10 protein-coding genes are annotated in these 18,324 nt (G+C 70.4%); 5 read left to right on the forward strand and 5 right to left on the reverse strand.

Annotated features, from left to right (window positions below; translation table 11 throughout):
- Window positions 1-122: 122 nt before the first annotated feature.
- Window positions 123-2,786, reverse strand: a complete 2,664-nt coding sequence (locus tag ACZ7M3_RS46000; protein ID WP_472071875.1) for a cellulose binding domain-containing protein — start codon at window positions 2,784-2,786, stop codon at window positions 123-125.
- Between the two features lie 237 nt (window positions 2,787-3,023).
- A complete protein-coding gene (locus tag ACZ7M3_RS46005; protein ID WP_472071877.1) occupies window positions 3,024-5,945 on the reverse strand; it encodes a glycoside hydrolase family 48 protein in 2,922 nt (973 codons plus the stop codon).
- 257 nt (window positions 5,946-6,202) lie between these two features.
- On the opposite strand from ACZ7M3_RS46005, the gene ACZ7M3_RS46010 reads away from it, so the two are divergent.
- On the forward strand, window positions 6,203-7,675 hold the full coding sequence (locus ACZ7M3_RS46010; protein ID WP_472071879.1) for a cellulase family glycosylhydrolase: 1,473 nt from the start codon (window positions 6,203-6,205) through the stop codon (window positions 7,673-7,675).
- A 123-nt stretch (window positions 7,676-7,798) separates the two neighbouring features.
- On the forward strand, window positions 7,799-9,508 hold the full coding sequence (locus tag ACZ7M3_RS46015; protein WP_472071881.1) for a glycoside hydrolase family 6 protein: 1,710 nt from the start codon (window positions 7,799-7,801) through the stop codon (window positions 9,506-9,508).
- Window positions 9,509-9,536: 28 nt separating this feature from the next.
- Here the strand turns inward: ACZ7M3_RS46015 and ACZ7M3_RS46020 are convergent, their stop codons facing one another.
- Window positions 9,537-10,307, reverse strand: coding sequence for a phytanoyl-CoA dioxygenase family protein (locus tag ACZ7M3_RS46020; protein ID WP_472071883.1), 771 nt, complete (start codon window positions 10,305-10,307; stop codon window positions 9,537-9,539).
- A gap of 139 nt (window positions 10,308-10,446) precedes the next feature.
- Between ACZ7M3_RS46020 and ACZ7M3_RS46025 the strand changes: the two genes are divergently transcribed.
- A complete protein-coding gene (locus tag ACZ7M3_RS46025; RefSeq protein WP_472071885.1) occupies window positions 10,447-11,340 on the forward strand; it encodes a class I SAM-dependent methyltransferase in 894 nt (297 codons plus the stop codon).
- Between the two features lie 11 nt (window positions 11,341-11,351).
- Here the strand turns inward: ACZ7M3_RS46025 and ACZ7M3_RS46030 are convergent, their stop codons facing one another.
- Complete coding sequence (locus ACZ7M3_RS46030) at window positions 11,352-12,740, reverse strand: glycosyltransferase family 39 protein (protein WP_472071887.1); 1,389 nt, start codon at window positions 12,738-12,740, stop codon at window positions 11,352-11,354.
- Between the two features lie 255 nt (window positions 12,741-12,995).
- Between ACZ7M3_RS46030 and ACZ7M3_RS46035 the strand changes: the two genes are divergently transcribed.
- Both ACZ7M3_RS46035 and ACZ7M3_RS46040 read left to right on the forward strand, forming a co-directional pair.
- Window positions 12,996-16,607: an nSTAND1 domain-containing NTPase gene (locus ACZ7M3_RS46035; protein ID WP_472071889.1), complete on the forward strand. Its 3,612-nt coding sequence runs from the start codon at window positions 12,996-12,998 to the stop codon at window positions 16,605-16,607.
- Window positions 16,608-16,692: 85 nt separating this feature from the next.
- Complete coding sequence (locus ACZ7M3_RS46040; protein WP_452965123.1) at window positions 16,693-17,394, forward strand: SDR family oxidoreductase; 702 nt, start codon at window positions 16,693-16,695, stop codon at window positions 17,392-17,394.
- Between the two features lie 19 nt (window positions 17,395-17,413).
- On the opposite strand, the gene ACZ7M3_RS46045 is transcribed toward ACZ7M3_RS46040, so the two are convergent.
- On the reverse strand, window positions 17,414-18,109 hold the full coding sequence (locus ACZ7M3_RS46045; RefSeq protein WP_472071891.1) for a glycoside hydrolase family 75 protein: 696 nt from the start codon (window positions 18,107-18,109) through the stop codon (window positions 17,414-17,416).
- Between the last annotated feature and the right edge of the window lie 215 nt (window positions 18,110-18,324).

Below are 18,324 nucleotides of genomic sequence, written 5' to 3' on the forward strand. Positions count from 1 at the left end.
AGTAGCGAGGAGAGAGTGATGAAACCGTGATGAAATGTGAACGTTCAATAAAATAGGTCTCGATCAGTGGGCCCGCATGCCACAGAAGTGGGGGGCGCGTGACGCGCGCCCCTCACCCGTCGTCAACTCACCGAGCAGGCCTGATCTCCCAGCTTGAAGGTGGTGGGTTTGGTGTTCGCACCCGTCCAGCTGCCCGTGAAGCCGAAACTCACCGACGAACCCGCCGCCACGTTCGCGTTCCAGGTCAGGTTCTTCGCGGTGACCGTCGTGCCCGACTGGGTGGCGTCGGCGTTCCAGGCCTGGGTGATCTGCTGGCCGTCCGTGAAGGGCCAGCTCAGGGACCAGCCGCTCCAGGCGGTGGTGCCGGTGTTGGTGAGTGCCACGTCGGCCTGGAAACCGCCCGACCACTGGTTGGTGATCCTGTACGTCACCGCGCAGGCGCCCGTCGGCGGGGGCGTCGGATCCGTACCGCCGCCCCCGCCACCGGTGTCGGAGCTGTCGCCGTAGATGATTCCGCGCCCGTTGGTCGCGATGTACACGCGTCCGTAGATCCGCGGGTCTCCTGTGATCGCGCCGCCGGTCCAACCCCACTGGTGGGCGTCGTCGTTGATGCGGGTCCAGCTCGCGCCCTTGTCCGTCGAGCGGAAGATGCCACGCACCCCGCCGATCTTCGCGCTGGTGTAGAGCGTCTGGTACGAGGCGCCGGCCGCCGCCTTGCCGAAGCCGATGGTGTCGGCCTGGTCGACGTTCGACAGCTTGGTGAAGCTCGCGCCGCCGTCCGTGGAGTGCCACAGCCCGTACGCGCCGTCGCTCGCGCCGCCCGCCAGCCACACGTCGCCCTTCGCACCGGGCAGCGCCTTGAAGCGCACGCTGTCACCGCTCGGCAGGCCGGTGGCGGCGGAGGCGGTGAAGGTGGCGCCGCCGTCCGAACTGACGTAGAACTTGCCGGACTTGAACCCGTAGAAGGTCTTCGGGTCGACCCGGTCCGACTCCACGAGCGCTCCGGACGGGATGCCGCCCGACGCCGACCACGACGTACCGAAGCCGGTCGTGTACTGCACGCCCGCGCCCACCGGGCTCCACACGAAGCGGCTGCCGTCGGACGCCGCCGCGACCGTGCCGCCGCCGCTGACGCCCGAAGGGTCGGTGCCCGCGAACCAGTTGGCGCCGTTGTCCGTGGAGAAGGCGATGTGCGGGCCCGAGTCGAGGTTGCCGACGCGCACCACCGTGTTCGGGTTGGTCTCGGCGTAGTCGAGGCTCGTCGTCGTGGTGAGGTTCGGCGAGGTGTACATCATCGACGGCACCTTGGTGAGGTCCGTGTGCCGGAAGCCGCCGATGTCACCGAGGGCGCTGAGCAGGGTCGCCCCGGAGGGGGGAGAGGCCAGGTCGTTGACGGCCGTCTCCTCCAGGCCCTGGACCATGGGCCGAATGGTGAACTGGCTGTTGCTGTCCCAGTTCGTGAGGTTCTCGGTGCCGTAGATCGTCGCGCCCGTTCCGTACAACATCCGGGCGGAGTTGAACGGGTCGATCTCCAACCCCTCGGTCATCCAGCCGAGTTTGGGGGACTGCTCGGGGGGTGACGGGTTCGCGTCGAAGGACAGCCAGGGCACGGACGACACGTCCATCGTGTAGCGGTTCGAGCGGTTCGAGCGGTTCGGGTACGAGGTGTAGTCCCAGGCCTTCGTCCAGGTGCCGCCACTGTCGGTGGACCGGAAGATCTGGGTGTCCGGCCACCACGAGCTGTACGCCGTGGCCATCACCGTGCCCGGATGCTGCCGGTCGACGGTCAGTCCGCTGAATCCGTAGTAGGTGTCGGCCTCCGCGACCGGGCTGATGTTCGTCCAGGTCCCGGTCCTGGTCGCGTACCGCCACAGCCGGCCCTTGCCGCCGTCGTACGGGCCGCCCTTGTCGCTGTAGGCGAGGTAGAGGTAGCCGTTCGTGGCGTCGAGGACTCCCTTGTGGGCGAGGGAGCCGGTGGGCTGCCCGGCGAGCCGGGACCAGGTCGCGCCGCCGTCCGTCGAGCGGTAGACCGCGTTGTCCTCGTCGGCGACCCCGACGTAGACCGTCTGCGTGGCGCTTCCGGAGGTGCCCGTGGACTCGTCGAAGGTCACCCACACGATGCCCTGGTTGTCGCTGGCGTAGCCGCTCGTGTCGGTCGCGTCCTGAACGTAGTTGCCGACGTTCGGGAAGTTGGTCACCTGAGACCACGTGACACCCGAGTCCGTGGACCGCCACAGGCCCTTGCCGCTCGGCGCGCCGAGGTACAGCACGCTGTCCTTGTTGGGGTCGATCGCGAGGCGCTCGCCCATGCCCCGGCCCGGCATGTTCCCGCCCAGCTTGAAGGGCAGGTCCGTCCTCTGCCAGCTCGCGCCCCGGTCGGTGGAGCGCAGCACGGCACCGTTGCCGGGGTCCCAGCTGTTCGTGTATGTGCCCACTGCCGCGTACACCTTGTTCGGGTCGACGGAGTCGGACGCGAGGCTGACCACCCCGGTGTGACCCCACCGGTCCCAGCCGATCGAGTCCGTGAGCGGGGTCCAGGTCTTCGTCGACTCCTGCCAGCGGTAGGCGCCACCGATGTCCGTACGGGCGTAGGCGAGGTTCTTCTCGGAGCGGTTGAAGACGATGCCGGGGACGAATCCGCCGCCGTCGATCCGGGCGTTCTTCCAGGTGTACGTGTCGGCGGCGAGCGTCGTTGTCGGGGTGCTCACGGCGAGGGCGGACGGACTGCCCGCCAGAAGGCCGGCGGCCAGTGCCAGCACGGCCGTGAGGATACGGGTTCTTCGCACGGTGGGGTCCTTTCTGAAGGAGGGCATGACGACCGGGCGGCCCCCAGTGCGGGTGGGGGCCGCCCGGCCAGGTGGCCTCGTCGTCAGGTGACGAGACCGCGCACGCGGAGCTTTCAAGCGGTTCCGGTGAAGCGCGGCGAGTTACCGGGCCCCTTCAGGGGCGCGGGGAACTGCGCGACCAGCCACAGACGGCCCGCAGTTCTGGTAGCGCCCATCCCGCGGAGCGCTTGGCGGGGACTATTCGAGAAGCTCCGCGTACGAGCCCATGGCCAGGGCGATGTCCGCCTGGGCCCAGAACCGGTGGTACGTGAAGGAGGGCGCGGCTCCGCCCGCCAGATAGGCCTCGATCTTCGACCAGTTCGGGTCGTTCTTGTAGAAGGACCTGAGCGAGGTGAAGGTCGAGGAGGAATTGATCGTGTCGCCGTTCGGCATCTTGCCGCTCCAGCCGCTCGGCACGTAGACCGTGTCGTCGAAGCGGTTGTAGTCGGCGCGGGTCTCCGGGACGGCGATGCCCAGGCTGTCCTGGTAGTTGCTCCACATGCCGTCGAGGAGTGCCTTCGCCGTCGTCCTCGCCTGGGCGTTGCCGGACTTGGCGGCGTAGTACGACAGGGTCTTGGCGTACGCGGCGGCCACACCGACGTCGTTGGTGTAGTCGGCGACGGTCACGTGAAGTCCGGTGTTTGCGGCGGGACTTGAAGCGTTCCAGGTGTCGGGCGCGCCGGACCACTGGAGCGTGGAGGGGATCTGGTAGGTGCCGTCCGGGTTGATCGTGGTCTTGGACAGTGCCCAAGAGACCCACTTGTCGAGGATCGCCTTCGCGCTCGCGTTCCCCGTCTGCTGGTAGTACTCGGCGACCCGCTCCATGGACCAGGCCTGGAAGCCGAACCACTGGTTGGACGGCGGGTCGTGATACACCGGCTGCTGGTCGTAGTACATGCCGTAGAAGGTCGGTGTCCCGGCCGGCGGGGTCGCGTAACGGCCCGCCCAGCTGTTGGTCGCGCCGCCCGCGATGGCACCCTCGTTGGACTGCAGCCAGCGGTAGAACTCCAGCTGCCGGGTCAGGGAGGTCCCCCAATCGGTCGCCCCCGTCGAGGACTTGGGTTTCAGATCGGCGTACGAGCTGAGCGCGTACGCGGCCAGCGGGTTCTGGTAGCCGCCGTGGACATGGCTGGAGCCGATGCGCCAGGCCCAGCCCGCCGAGGTGTCGGTCGCGCCGCCCCAGGCGTAGTACCAGGAGAGCAGATAGTGCGAGGCGTCCTTGCCGGTGCCGGCCGCGCAGGTCGACGGGCCGACACAGTTGCCGATCTTCTTGAAGTACTTGTCGTACATGGCGTAGCGCAGATAGTCGCCCATCTTCGCCGCCTTGCCGACGGTCGTGGACACGTCGCCGCCCTTGCCCTGCGCCTTGGCCCACACGTCGGCCCAGTACGCGGCCTGCACGGCCCGCGCGTCGGCGTCCGGCGCGTCGGTGTACTTCCACTGCTTGGCGTACGAGGAATCCCCGGTGAAGAGGTCCAGATAGCCGTTCGTGGAGCCGTACTTGAAGGCGTCGCAGGTCGGCTGCGGCACCGTCTCCCACACCGACTCCTGCGCGCCGCGCTGGAAGGTGTTGATGTACGACGGTCCGGTCGCGGTCGGTCCTGCCTCGCACTTGCCGGGCTCGTTGCCGTAGCCGTAGACGTTGTCGACGTCCTGCAGCCAGTGCATGCCGTACACGTCGTCCGTGCCGTACGCGCTCTTCAGCTCGGCCGCGATCGGGTCCGAGCCGACGGAGACGCCCGTGTCGAGCTTGGCCGGATACTCGTTCGGGGTGTCCAGCTCGGGCGCGTACGTGGCCGGTTTCGAGGCGTTGTAGAAGGAGTTCGTCGGCTGGTCGGCGTGGGTGGGGATCATGTACGTCTCCATGGTCGTCCACGCGGCGTTGAACTTGGACCAGTCGCCGGTGACCTTCCCGTACATCGCCTGCAGCCAGATCAGATAGCTGTACGCCTCCGAGGTCGTCTCATGCCCCTGGTCCGGCGCCTCGACGATCAGCGTCTCCACCGAGTGGTAGGGGATGCCCTCCGGCGAGAAGTAGCCGTTCGCCGGGTTGGTGATCCTGCCGTAGAGGTCAAGGAAACGCGCGTCGTACGCCTTGGACGCGGCCAGCTCCGTCACGGTGACGCTCGCCTTGGCGTACCCGGTCGCCGAGGCCGTGAAGGTCGCGGCGCCCGTCCCGGAGGCGTCGGCGGTGACGGTGACGTTCTGTGCCGTGTTCCAGTTGGCCGGGGTGAAGGTGAGCGAGGCGCCGCCGGTGACGGAAAGGCCCGTATTGCCGTCCGTACGGGCGGTCGTCACCGTCACGCTCGCGGCCGGCTGTTTCGAAAGTTGCACGGCAAAGGTGCCCGACTTGCTCTGCTGAAGGCCGAGTTGGGTCGGCGAAGCCACCACGGCGGGACCCGAGGCGACCGTGATGCCGACGGGTGTGGACGCCGCGGAGGCGCCCAGGCTGTCGTACGCCTTGGCCACCAGCGAATGACTGCCCACGGCCAGGCTGGACGTCGACAGCGTGTAGGGGGAGCTGGTGTCCGTGCCCAGCAGGGTCGTGTCGTCGTAGAACTCGACTTTGGCGATCGTCGCGTTGTCGGCGGCCGCCGCGGTCGCGGCCAGCGGGATCGCGTCGCCCTGCGTGTAGACCGCGCCCGCGGCCGGGCTGGTCAGCACGGTGACCGGCGGCTGGTGGGCGCCGGTGCAGGTGGTGCCGTTGATCGCGAAGGAGGCGGGCGCCGTGTTGGTGCCGCTGTAGGTGAACTGCGCGCCCGTGGAGACCGCTGCCCCGGCGGCGATCGTCCCGTTCCAGGAGGCGTTCTTCGCGGTGACCGTCCTGCCGGACTGCGACCAGGTCCCGTTCCAGCCGCTGGTCAGCGTCTGGTTGCCCGTGTAGTCGTACGTCAGGGTCCAGCCGTTGATCGGGTCCGTGCCCCGGTTGGTGAGCGTGAGATCCGCGGTGAAGCCGGAGCCCCAGTCATTGGTCTTGTAGTCGACACTGCACTGAATTCCCGCCGCCTGAGCGGGAGTTGAGCCATTCGCGAGCATCGTGAGCGGAAGCGCGAGGGCGGCCACCACGGCGGTCCACAGCCGCCGGGTCCTCCGGCGTCTGCTTCCGGAACTTGGGTGCATGTCCTGGTTCCTCCTTGCGGCTCGGAGAAGTGGGGGGCGGAGCAGCAACAAGCCTTGAACCAGTGGGAGCGCTCCCATATTGGAGAGGGGGGTCGAAGGGGTCAAGGTGCTTGAAGAGTCGAAATTGTTCGATTGATCAACAGTGCGACGCCTCTGTCCTTTACCGACACTTGGCGCTAACTTCATCCGCACCAGTGGGAGCGGTTCCATCAGTCGACGCGTCCGTCACGACGCGCCCGAGCTGCAAGGAGTCGCTCATGCGACACCCTCCGCGTTCAGGACTTTTAGTGGTCGGCGCCGCGGTCGCCCTCGTGGGCACCGCGATCGCGCCGGTCGTCACGGCTTCAGGAGCCACACCCGCGTGCACGGTGGACTACTCCGTCACGAGCCGGTGGGACACCGGCTTCCAGGGCGCCGTGAAGATCACCAACAACAGGGCCGCGCTCAGCGGTTGGAGTCTCACCTTCGACTTCGCGAACGGTCAGAAGGTCAGCCAGGGCTGGAACGCCAAGTGGTCCCAGTCCGCCACGACGGTCACCGCGGCCAACGAGAGCTGGAACGGCTCGCTGGGCTCAGGGGCCAGTGCCAGCGCCGGGTTCCTCGCCTCGTGGTCGGGGAGCAACGCCGTACCCACGACGTTCAAGCTCAACGGGACCACGTGCAACGTGGACACGGAGCCGTCGCCGACCCCGACGGACCCGCCGCCCACGACCGGTACGGCACCCGAGCTGCACGTCTCGGGGAACAAGCTCGTCGACGCCGACGGTACGACGCGGCGGCTGCTCGGCGTCAACCGCTCCGGCGGCGAGTTCATGTGTGTCCAGGGATACGGCATCTTCGACGGCCCCGTCGACGACGCCTCGGTCAAGGCGATCGCCGACTGGAAGGCCAACACGGTCCGCATTCCGCTCAACGAGGAGTGCTGGCTCGGCCTGTCCAACATCAAACCGGAGTACGCGGGCGCCAACTACCTCTCCGCCGTCAAGGACCTGGTCGCCAAGGTCGAGGCGCACGGGATGACCCCGATCGTCGAACTGCACTGGAACTACGGGCAGTACACCGGAAACTCGGCGGGCTGCTCGGACGTGCACGCCACCTGCCAGAAGCCGATGCCGGACGCGCGGTACGGCCCGGCGTTCTGGTCCTCGGTCGCCAGTACGTTCAAGGACGACCAGGCCGTCGCCTTCGACCTGTTCAACGAGCCCTACCCGGATCGCGCGACCTCCACCACCGCCCAGGCGTGGGCCTGCTGGAAGGACGGCGGGACCTGCCCCGGCATCGGCTACGAGGTCGCCGGGATGCAGGACCTGGTCGACGCGGTGCGCGGCACCGGCGCCAGGAACCTGATCCTGGCCGGCGGGCTCGCGTACTCCAACGACCTGAGCCAGTGGCTGACGTACAGGCCGAGCGATCCGACGGGCAACCTCGTCGCGGCCTTCCACACCTACAACTTCAACACGTGCGCCAGTGAGAGCTGCTGGAACTCGACGCTCGCCCCGGTGGCGGCCCAAGTCCCGCTCGTGGCGGGGGAGATCGGCGAGAACACCTGCTCCCACGGTTTCGTCGACACCGCGATGAAGTGGTTCGACGACCGGGGGCTCTCCTACCTCGGCTGGACCTGGAACACCTGGGACTGCTCATCCGGTCCCTCCCTGATCTCCGACTACGACGGCACTCCCACGTCGTACGGAGTCGGGCTGCGTGATCATCTGCGCGCCCTCAACGGATAACCGGCGCAGGAATCAGACGCACACCCGCGCAGGAATCACACGCACACCCGCGCAGGAACCAGACGTACACCCGCGCAGGAATTCAACGGACCCCCGCACAAGAAGAGATGGGAACCCGCACTCATGAGTCGTACCAAATCCGCGCTCTTAGGGGCGCTCGTCCTGCTCGCCGGCGCTTCGGGAACCGCCGTGGCGGCCGTTCCCGCGGACCCCGCCGGGATCGCCGCCATCCCCTGCACCGTCGACTACAAGGTGCAGAACCAGTGGGACACCGGCTTCACCGCCGCCGTCACGGTCACCAACAACAGCGCCGCCAAGACCTCCTGGGCGGTGAAGTGGGCGTACGCCGGGAACCAGAAGGTGACCTCGGGCTGGAACGCGAAGATCAGCCAGAGCGGCACCGCCGTCGCCGCGGCCAACGAGGCCTACAACGGAACGCTGACGACCGGCGGTTCGGTCAGCTTCGGCTTCAACGCCTCCTACAGCGGCACCAACGCGCTGCCCACCTCCTTCACCCTTGACGGGGTGACCTGCAACGTCGACGACGGAAGCGGTGGCGGAGGAGGGGGCAGTGACCCCTCCGGGAGAGTCGACAACCCGTACGCCGGTGCCAAGGTGTACGTGAACCCGGAGTGGTCCGCGAAGGCGGCGGCGGAGACCGGCGGCAGCCGGATCTCCAACCAGCCCACCGGTGTCTGGCTCGACCGGATCGCCGCGATCAACGGGGCGAGCGGCAGCATGGGCCTGCGCGCCCACCTCGACGCGGCGCTCGCGCAGAAGGGCAGCGGCGAAGAGGTCGTCCAGCTGGTCGTCTACGATCTGCCCGGACGTGACTGCGCGGCCCTCGCCTCCAACGGGGAGCTCGGCCCGACGGAGATCGACAAGTACAAGACGCAGTTCATCGACCCGATCGCGGCGATCCTCTCGGACAGCAAGTACGCGAGTCTGCGGATCGTCACGACCATCGAGATCGACTCGCTGCCGAACCTCGTCACCAACACCGGCAGCCGGGCCACCGCCACCCCGCAGTGCGACACCATGCTCGCCAACGGCAACTACGTGAAGGGCGTGGGCTACGCGCTCGCCAAGCTCGGCGCGATTCCGAACGTCTACAACTACCTCGACGCCGGTCACCACGGCTGGATCGGCTGGGACGACAACTTCGGTGCGTCCGCCACCCTGTTCAAGCAGGCGGCCACCAGTGAGGGCGCCACGGTCGACGACGTCGCCGGGTTCATCACCAACACGGCGAACTACAGCGCCCTGAAGGAGAACAACTTCACCATCAACGACACGGTGAACGGCACCTCCGTCCGCCTGTCCAAGTGGATCGACTACAACCGGTACGTCGATGAACTGTCCTTCGCCCAGGCCTTCCGCAACCAGCTCGTCTCGGTCGGCTTCAACTCCGGCATCGGCATGCTGATCGACACGTCCAGGAACGGCTGGGGCGGCACCGCCCGGCCCACCGGTCCCGGCGCGACGACCAGCGTGGACACCTACGTCAACGGTGGACGCTACGACCGCCGTATCCACGTCGGGAACTGGTGCAACCAGGCCGGAGCCGGTCTCGGCGAGCGCCCGCAGGCCTCCCCGGCCCCCGGGATCGACGCCTATGTGTGGATGAAGCCCCCGGGTGAGTCCGACGGCTCCAGCTCCGCCATCGCCAACGACGAGGGCAAGGGCTTCGACCGGATGTGCGACCCGACGTACACGGGCAACCCCCGGAACAACAACAACATGTCCGGCGCGCTGCCGAACGCCCCCCTGTCGGGGCACTGGTTCTCGGCACAGTTCCAGCAGCTGATGACGAACGCGTATCCGCCGCTGTAGGGCGTCCGACCCGGTGATCCGCCGGGGGTCAGGCCTCCTGGGCCAGCCCCCGGCGGATCGCGAACTCCACCGCCGAGTAGTCGCCGTCCGCCCGCTCCAGCTCGTAGGGCACCGCCGGACACAGCGGCGGCTGCGCCATGAAACGCGGGCGCGTGCCGTGGTGCGGCTGCGCCGCGTGCACCAGGAACGGGTGGCAGAGATACACGTCGCCGGGGCGGCCGGTGGCGTGGGCGAGCGGGCGGTGCGCGGAGGCCTCGGCCACCTTCGGACCGAGTTCGAGGAACGAGGCCCCCGCCTCGCCGTACGGCTCCAGGACCGGCGGCACATCGAGGTGCGAGCCCACCCTGATACGGGTCGGGGCGTCGGTCTCCGTCACCTCGCTGAACAGGAAGAGCATCAGCAGGGCCCGGCCCCGCGAGCGGAGATTGGAGTGGTAGAGCGTCTCACCGTCGGGGAGGTAACTGCCTTCGATGTGCCAGCCCGCGTCGTCCGGCTCCTGCGTGTGCGGGAACCGCAGCGGGAAGCTGCCCAGCGCGTAGCGCGGATCCCAGCGTCTCTCGCCGACCAGAAGGTCGAAGGCCTGGTGCAGGGCGGGGGAGTTGGCCGCGGCGGCGAACGGGCCCTGCGCCATGCTGCTCACCCAGTGCACGGGGTCCTTCCAGGTGCCGGGGTCGTCCGGGTCGTACCCCGTCTCCTTCCACAGCAGCCGGGCGCAGCCCTCGGCGACGCGCGGCGGGAAGGCGCCCTCGATCCTCACGAACCCGTCCTCGAGGAACCGCTCCACCATCTCGTCGTCCATGGGGCCATGCTCGGGGACGCGCCGCTTCGGACGCATCAGGTTTTTCTGCCGCCGGGTTTGCCGTTTGCGCAACATCGTTGGCTGTTTCCGGGAGTCGAGGAGCACGCTGTGTACGCACCCGGACGAGAGGCGGACCACCATGGCACACGGCCACCACGACCACGAGAACGCCCAGCACGCTCATGACCACACCCACATGGACTTCGCCGAGATGATCCCCATGCTGGAGCAGGAGGCGGAGCTGTTCAGCCCGCTCTACACCGAGGCGGCGGGCTGGCTGCGGGACCAGCGGTCCGAGACCGGGCTGATCGTGGACGCGGGCAGCGGCCCCGGTGTCATCTCCTGTCTCCTCGCGGACACCTTCCCCGCGGCGCGGGTCGTGGCCGTGGACGAGGTGGAACCCCTGCTGGAGCGGGCCCGCGCCCGCGCCGACCGGCTCGGCGTCGGCGACCGCTTCAGCACCCTGCGGGCCGAACTCGGCGGCGGACTGGGTGACTTGGAGTACCCCGCGGACCTGCTGTGGGCGAGCAGGTCCCTGCATCACGTGGGCGACCAGCGCGCCGCGCTCACCGGTTTCGCACGGGCTCTCGCGCCCGGCGGCACCCTCGCCCTCATGGAGGGCGGCCTGCCCATGCGCTACGTCCCGCGCGAGATCGGCATCGGCCGCCCCGGCCTTCAGTCCCGCATCGACGCGGTCCACGAAGAGTGGTTCGGCCGGATGCGGGACGAGCTGCCCGGAGCGGTGGCCGAGACGGAGGACTGGCCCGCCCTGATGACCGCCGTCGGCCTGCGCCACACCGCGACCCGCACCTTCCTCGTCGACCTCCCCGCCCCGGTCTCGGACGAGACGCGCGCGTTCGTCGTCACCTCCCTCACCCACCGCCGCGACTTCCTCGCTCCCGGCCTCGACGCGGACGACCTCGTCACCCTCGACCGTCTCCTCGACCCGGACGACAAGGCGAGCGTGTACCACCGGCCGGACGTCTTCCTGCTGACGGCGCACACCGTGCACGTCGCGGTGAAGCCGGAGTAGTGCGCGTCCGGTCAGCATGTGCCGGGGCGCGCGTACACGGTGACCCGGGCACCCTGGACCCGGCGTGTGCCGCACTTCTCGAAGGACGTGGCCAGGACCCGCCGTTTGACGATCTCCCCCGGGGCCGCGTCGAGCGGCTGCCCCGCGGGATCGCTCACGGCGACGATACGGGTCGCCGTGAGCATGCGGGCGCGGACGGCCGGCGCCAGCACCTCGGTGCCGTACAGGGTGTGCGAGGCGGCCGGTGCGCGGTCGAGGGCCAGATCGCGCAGCCCGCTGAGGGATCCGGGGTCGGGCAGGGACCACACCCGGCGCCGCGCCGGCAGGTAGAGGACCCCGTCACCCGGCGCACCGGCCTCGGCGACGGCCCGGGCGATCGCGCCCACGTCGTCGACCCGGCTCTGCGGTGTACGCAGTTGCAGGGTGACGGGGAGCAGTGCGAGAACGGCGGCACCCGCACAGGTCAGCGCCGATGCGTGGGTCCGCCGGGCCCGGGTGAGCCGGTCCAGCGCCGCGCCGGTCAGCAGTGCGGTGCCGCTCTGGCCGTAGAGCACATAGCGGTCCACGTACAGGGGGGTGACCAGCGAGACCAGCAGAAGCAGCAGGGCGGGCAGGACGAGGAGCCCGAGCGCGAGGGCGGGCAGCCGGACGCCCCGGAGTACGCGCGAAGTGCGGTTCCGGCAGATCGCCGCGCAGGCCAGGGCGACGACGGCCGTTCCCGCGAACCCCGCGAGCGCTCCGGCGCCCGGTGTGCCGATCCACGACACCTGATCCGACTGCCGCGTACTCAGGACGGCGAGCGGCGCCACCGTGACGAGGACCAGCGCAGCCGCCCCGGCCCAGGCCCGGCGGGCGGCGCGCGGCACGGCGACCACGTGCGCGGTGAGCGCCAGTACGGCGAACTCGTGCAGCAGCCCGGCCGCCACCAGTACCGCGGCGTAGGCGACCCAGGTCCGGCCGTCCCGGCCCGCCACCGCCCGCACCAGCAGATACGTCGCCCATACGACCAGCGCGCACACGATCGCGTACGACCGGCCCTCCTGCGCGTACCGCTGGACCTGCGGCAGCAGCGCGAAGACGGATCCCGCGAGGAGACCGGCGCGGGGCCCGGCCAGCCGGTGTCCGAGGAGGGCCAGCGTTCCCGTCGCCGCGGCCGTGGCGAGGACCGACGGGAGCCGGAGCACCAGGAGCGGGTCGAGTCCGCCGGTGACCTCGAACAGCAGGTGCATGAGCAGGTAGTACAGGCCGTGTACGGCGTCGGCGTCAGCGAGTGTCGACCACAGGTCGGGCAGCGACCGGCGCGCCATGTCGTACGTCACCGCCTCGTCCCGCCACATGGTGCCGCCACGCCGTACGCCCCACAGCCCGAGGGCGAGCGAGAGCAGGGCGGGGGCGTACACCGTCAGTGGGGTACGCGGGGCGGGCGACGGCAACCGTGCGGGGGCGAGTGGCGGTCTGGAAGTGTGTGTGGCGGCGATGGCTGACTCCGGCGCGTGGGCGATGCCTCGCGGTCCCCTCCGACGGGGTCCCGAGGACGTGCACCGTCGAGTCCAGCCGCCGGACGATTGATGGGCAGCCCCGTCGCGGGGCACCTATCAATGCAGGTGGGAAGCGGTACCGACGGATCGGGTCGCCGCGGACGGGGGGAGACACCGGTGGGACGCCGAGAGAAGCCGTTGGATCCGGCGCAGGGCGCTGCGGCGCGGTTCGCCTTCGAGCTGCGGGGGCTCCGCGACGAGGCGGGCGCCCCGACCTACCGCGCGATGGCCCGTCGGGCGGGCTACTCGGGGCCCACACTGTCCGCCGCGGCGGCGGGCGAGAGACTGCCCACACTGCCGGTGCTCCTGGCGTACGTCAGCGCGTGCGGCGGGGACACCTCCGTGTGGGAGCGTCGCTGGCGCGCGGCGCTCGCGGACGAGGCGGGCACGCCCGCACCGGACGACGCCGAGGGCCCGTACCCGGGACTCGCCCGCTTCGAGCCCGCCGACCGGGACCGCTTCCACGGCCGCGACGACGTGATCGCCGAACTGCTGCGACTGGTCGCCCGCAGGCGGGTGTCGGCCGTCGTCGGCGCCTCGGGCAGCGGCAAGTCGTCCCTCTTACGGGCGGGGCTGATACCGGCGCTGCGCGCATCGGCCGGTACGAGGGAAGCGGAGCCGGCCGCCGCGGCGCGGACGCGCGCGTCGCTCCCCGGACGACGCAGGTCCCCCGTGACCGGATTCGGGACCACGGCCACCGAGCCCACTCCGTCCGCCGTCCCCTCCCCGCTGTCCGCCGAGCACGCTCCGGCCCCCGCCGCCATCCGCATCCTCACCCCCGGTGCCCACCCGGCCCGCACCCTCGGCGCACTGTTCGTCCCGCACGACGCGCCCGGCGACACCCTGCTCGTCATCGACCAGTTCGAGGAGCTCTTCGCGCTCTGCGCCGATCCCGGCGAACGGTCCCTGTTCATCGAGCGGTTGCTCACGGCGCTGGACCCGGACAGCGGACTGCGCGTGATCATCGGGGTCCGCGCCGACTTCTACGGACGGTGCGCCGAACACGGCCCGCTCGCCGAGGCGCTGCGGGACTCCACCCTGCTCGTCGGGCCGATGACCCCGCAGCGGCTGCGCGAGGCGGTCGTCCGCCCGGCCGCCGCGCGACGGGTCGTCGTCGAACGCGCCCTCACCGCGCGCATCGTGGCGGACGTGGCCGACGAGCCGGGCGGTCTGCCCCTGATGGCCCACGCGCTGCGCGAGATCTGGCGGCGCCGCAGCGCCCGTACCCTCTCGCTGGCCGCGTACGAGGCGATCGGCGGCGTCCAGGGCGCCGTCGCGCACACCGCGGAAGAGGTGTACGCGCGCTGCACCCCCGTCGAGGCGGCCGCGGTACGGGCGCTGTTGCTGCGCCTGGTGAATCCCGGTGACGGGGCCGAGGACACCCGGCGGCCCGTCCTTCGCGACGAACTCGGGGAGGCCGGCACCACGGCGCGGGTGCTCGAACAGCTGGTGAGGGCACGCCTGTTGACGGTCGACGGCGACACCGTCGACCTCGCGCACGAGGCCCTGATCAGTGCCTGGCCCCGGCTGCGCGGCTGGGTGGACGAGGACCGCGAACGGCTGCGGCTGCATCGCAGGCTCACCGAGGCGGCGCGCACCTGGCAGCAGCTGGACCGGGACGCCGGAGCCCTCTACCGGGGAGTGCGCCTGACGGCGGCGCGGGAGGAATTCGGCTCTGAAGAAGGCGAGTTGAGTCCGCTGGAACGGGACTTCCTGGCCGCGAGCGTGACGGCGTACGAGTCGGGTCGTCGTGCCGCCGCCCGCGCGGCCCGGCGTCTGCGGAGTCTGACCGTGGCCCTCGCCGTGCTGCTCTGTCTCGCCGTCGTCGCGGCTGCGACCGCCTGGCGACAGAGCGGGCTCAGCGCACGGCAAGGGGACGAGGCGCAGGCCCGTCGGGTAGCCGCCTTCGCGGACACGCTCCGGCCGACGGATCCGCGCACGGCTATGCGCCTCGCGCTCGCGGCCTGGCGCACCGCGGACCTGCCCGAGACCCGCGAGGCGGTCCGGACGGCCGCCGCCCAGAGCGACCAGGCCGCCTTCACCCCACCCGCACAGGTCCGCTCCCTCAACGCGCCGCACTGGCTCAGCGCGGACGGCCGGATCTACACAACGGTCGTACGGGACAAGGCCGTTCAGTGGGACGTACGCCGTCAGCGGCAACTGCGTGAGGTCGCGCTGCCCGGCCTTTCGGAGGGGATCACCGACGTCAGCGACGACGCGCGCTGGGTCGCGTACCGCGGCCGTGACGGCGTGACGGTCAGGAACGTGGCCGATGGCGAGAGCCACCGCGTCGCGCCGGGACCCTGGACGGACACCCACGGGGCGTTCGGGCCGAGCGGACGCACCTTCGTCGTACGGCGCGAGCGGCGGGGGGCCGGAGACGAGCGGGCCACGGTCGAGGTGTGGGACGTACGACGGGAGCGGGTCGTCTTCCGGTATCCAGGGGGCGATCCGGACGGACCGCTGCCGGTACTGAGCTCGAACGACCGGTTCCTGGCCTGGTGCACCCACGACGGTGAACAACTGCGCGTCTGGGACGTCGTCGAGCGGCGCCGGGTCCTGACCGATCCGCCCGCGCGGACGCAGCGGCTGCTGTGCCGGTCGGACGAGTTGACCTTCACCCTCGACAACCGCGCGTTGGCCGCGGGAACCGCGGACGGCGTCGTCACCTGGGATTTCCATGCCGACCGGGGGCGTCCCCTGCTGCCGATGCCCGGCGAGGGCGTCAACTCGGTGGAGTTCGACCCCACGGGCGCCTACGTCCTCAGCCGGGGTTCGTCCGGCCTGGCCCTGTGGCGTACGGACGGCCCGGCCCCGGCGGACGGCGGGCCGCGCCGACCGCTCATCACGTTCCCCGTCGAGACGACCGCCGTCACCGACTTCCGGCTCGACCCGCGCGAGGGTGTGTTGCGCTACCGCGAAGGCTCCCAGGCGGGAGTCGTACGCACCCTCTCGCTGCACGGGCTCATCAGCCCGGCGTGGCGGAGGAAGGCACGGACGGACGCCGCGTTCGACGCCGACGGGAAGCCGACCGAACCCGCGGTGCGGCCCGCGGTGCGTGCCGTCGCCGCGGACGGCACGGTGCACACCGCCGTCAGCACCCGCGACGGGATCCTCGTCACCCGCCAGGGCGCGCATCCCGTCTCCCACGTCGTCGGAAGTCGGAGCGAAGGCCCCGCCGCGATCGACCCGGCCGGGCGTACGGTCGTGACCGCCGAGGGAGTTCTGATCGACGTCGCGACGGGCCGTCGCAGGCAGGGACTCCAGGGCGAGGACCTCCTGCCGACCGCGGTCTTCAGCCCGGACGGACGCTACTTGGCCGCCGCCGACACCCAAGGGCGCCTCACTCTGTGGGACGCGGGCGGCCAGCACCGGATCGCCGTCCTGGCAGTCGCCGACTCCACCGTCGAGCGGCCCGCCCTGGCCTTCTCGGCCGACGGCTCGCTGCTGGCCGCGAGCCGGGACGACGGCTCGGTCCGAGTGTGGGAGACGGCGTCCCCGCGGCTGGCGGGAGCGACCCTGCCGACCGGTGACGGACCCGTCCTCGCGATCGGATTCACCCCGGGTGCGGGGGAGTTGCACATCGCGACAGCTCATCTGCCGCTGCGCTCGGCACAGTTGACGCCGGACCGTGCGGCGGCCGATGTGTGCGCCCGGGCGGGGGGCGGGGCGACTCGGGCCGAGTGGCGCAGGTATCTGCCCGACGTGCCCTACCGGCGGACGTGTTGAGGGAGGTCGGCGGTGCCGGCCTTGACTTCGAGGGCACTTCAAGTGATGTACTCCCGCTCGTTGTCGCACACATACGGGGGTATCCATGACCGACTCACCTGTCGCACTCATCACCGGTGGCGGAAGCGGCATCGGCGCCGCGGCCGCGCGGCGACTGCTCGACGCCGGCCACCGGGTCACGGTCACCGGCCGCGGTGCGGAGCGGCTGCGTGCCTTTGCCGAGGAACTCGGGAACCCGGAGGGCCTGTTGACGGTCGTCGGGAACGCGGCCGAGTACGACCAGGTGCGCGCCGCGGTCGAGCTGACGCTCAAGGAGTTCGGGCGACTCGACACCGTCGTCGCCAACGCGGGTTTCGCCACGCACGACACCGTCGCCGGAGGTGATCCGGCGGGCTGGTCCGAGATGGTGCTGACCAATGTGCTGGGTCCCGCGCTGCTGATCAGGGCCTCCATCGACGCCCTGAAGGAGACGCGGGGCCGGATCGTGCTGGTCGGGAGTGTGGCGGGCCACGTCCACGGCCCCGGCAACATCTACGGGGCCACCAAGTGGGCCGTGACCGGGCTCGCCGAGAACGCCCGCCGCGAGGTGACCGAGTTCGGTGTCGGCGTGACCCTGATCTCGCCGGGCCGGGTGGAGACCCCGTTCTGGGACAGCTACGGGAGTCTGCCACCCGGTCATCTGCTGACGGCGGACCAGCTCGCCGAGTCGATCGTCTGGGCGATCGGACAGCCGGCGGGCGTCGATGTGAACACCGTGGTGGTACGTCCGATCGGCCAGCCCAACTGACGTCGGACCTACGGGCGCCTCAGTTGTTCTGCAGGAACTGCTTCGCCAACGAGTCCCCGAGCGACACCGCCGCACTGTGACTCTCGATCGGCGACACCTGGGAGTTCTTGAACAGGATGTAGGTCACGCCGGAGTCGGCCCCGCCCGTGGCAGGGTCGGGGTCGATGCCGAGGGCCTTCGCCGTGGCGTACGACGCCTCGCCGATGATCTTCGTGGGCCCGGTGTCGCCGACCACCGCGTACTCGACCTTGTTGTTGTAGATCACGGCGACGACACCGCCGCCCTTGATGCCGTAACTCGTGTACTTCCAGATGCTGCTGGTGCTGGGCACGACCACATACGGCAGTGACTCGGCGCGCAGCGGCTTCCCGTCGGACTGGTGGAACGCCGTGTCGTCCTGGAACCAGGGGTCGGCGTCGCCGTTGCACTTGCCGGTGACCTGACCGTCGCAGTCGATGTCCATGTCGGCCTTCCAGAACACCGCGCCGTTCTTGCCGCACACGGGGATGGTGGCCGAGGTCTCGTCGTCGGTCTTGTACTTGCCGTTCGAAATCTGCGAGCAGGACGTCACCTTGGCGAGCAGGTCGGCCGCGCTGACCGAGCCCTCCTGGGCGGAACGGGGGGAGACGGAGCCCGACGCGCTGGCCGGGAGTGCCGCGGTGGCGAGGAGCGCGGCACCGGCGACGGCCGCGAGGGTCAGTGTTCGAGAGCGCACTGTGGGGGACCCTTCTGTTAGGAAAGTTTCCTTACCGGGTTGCCGTACAAGGTGGCCTTCTTGCATGACCGCGTCAAGCCCTCCGGCGGAGTTGGTCCGGTCCAGGGGTCGAAACCGCCGTGGAGGGTGTGGATGCGCGTCGACGCGTGCGGGGGACCACGCCGTCGGCCCGGACACGCGGTGCGTGTCCGGGCCGACGGCGTGGTCGGGGCAGC

The sequence above is a fragment of the Streptomyces sp. NPDC111656 genome, from assembly GCF_055656965.1.

Excerpts from the sequence above, each read along its gene's own strand:
- ACZ7M3_RS46005 (WP_472071877.1), bottom strand. The coding sequence starts at position 5,945 with ATGCACCCAAGTTCCGGAAGCAGACGCCGGAGGACCCGGCGGCTGTGG.
- ACZ7M3_RS46010 (WP_472071879.1), top strand. The coding sequence starts at position 6,203 with ATGCGACACCCTCCGCGTTCAGGACTTTTAGTGGTCGGCGCCGCGGTC.
- ACZ7M3_RS46015 (WP_472071881.1), top strand. The coding sequence starts at position 7,799 with ATGAGTCGTACCAAATCCGCGCTCTTAGGGGCGCTCGTCCTGCTCGCC.
- ACZ7M3_RS46020 (WP_472071883.1), bottom strand. The coding sequence starts at position 10,307 with ATGGACGACGAGATGGTGGAGCGGTTCCTCGAGGACGGGTTCGTGAGG.
- ACZ7M3_RS46025 (WP_472071885.1), top strand. The coding sequence starts at position 10,447 with ATGGCACACGGCCACCACGACCACGAGAACGCCCAGCACGCTCATGAC.
- ACZ7M3_RS46040 (WP_452965123.1), top strand. The coding sequence starts at position 16,693 with ATGACCGACTCACCTGTCGCACTCATCACCGGTGGCGGAAGCGGCATC.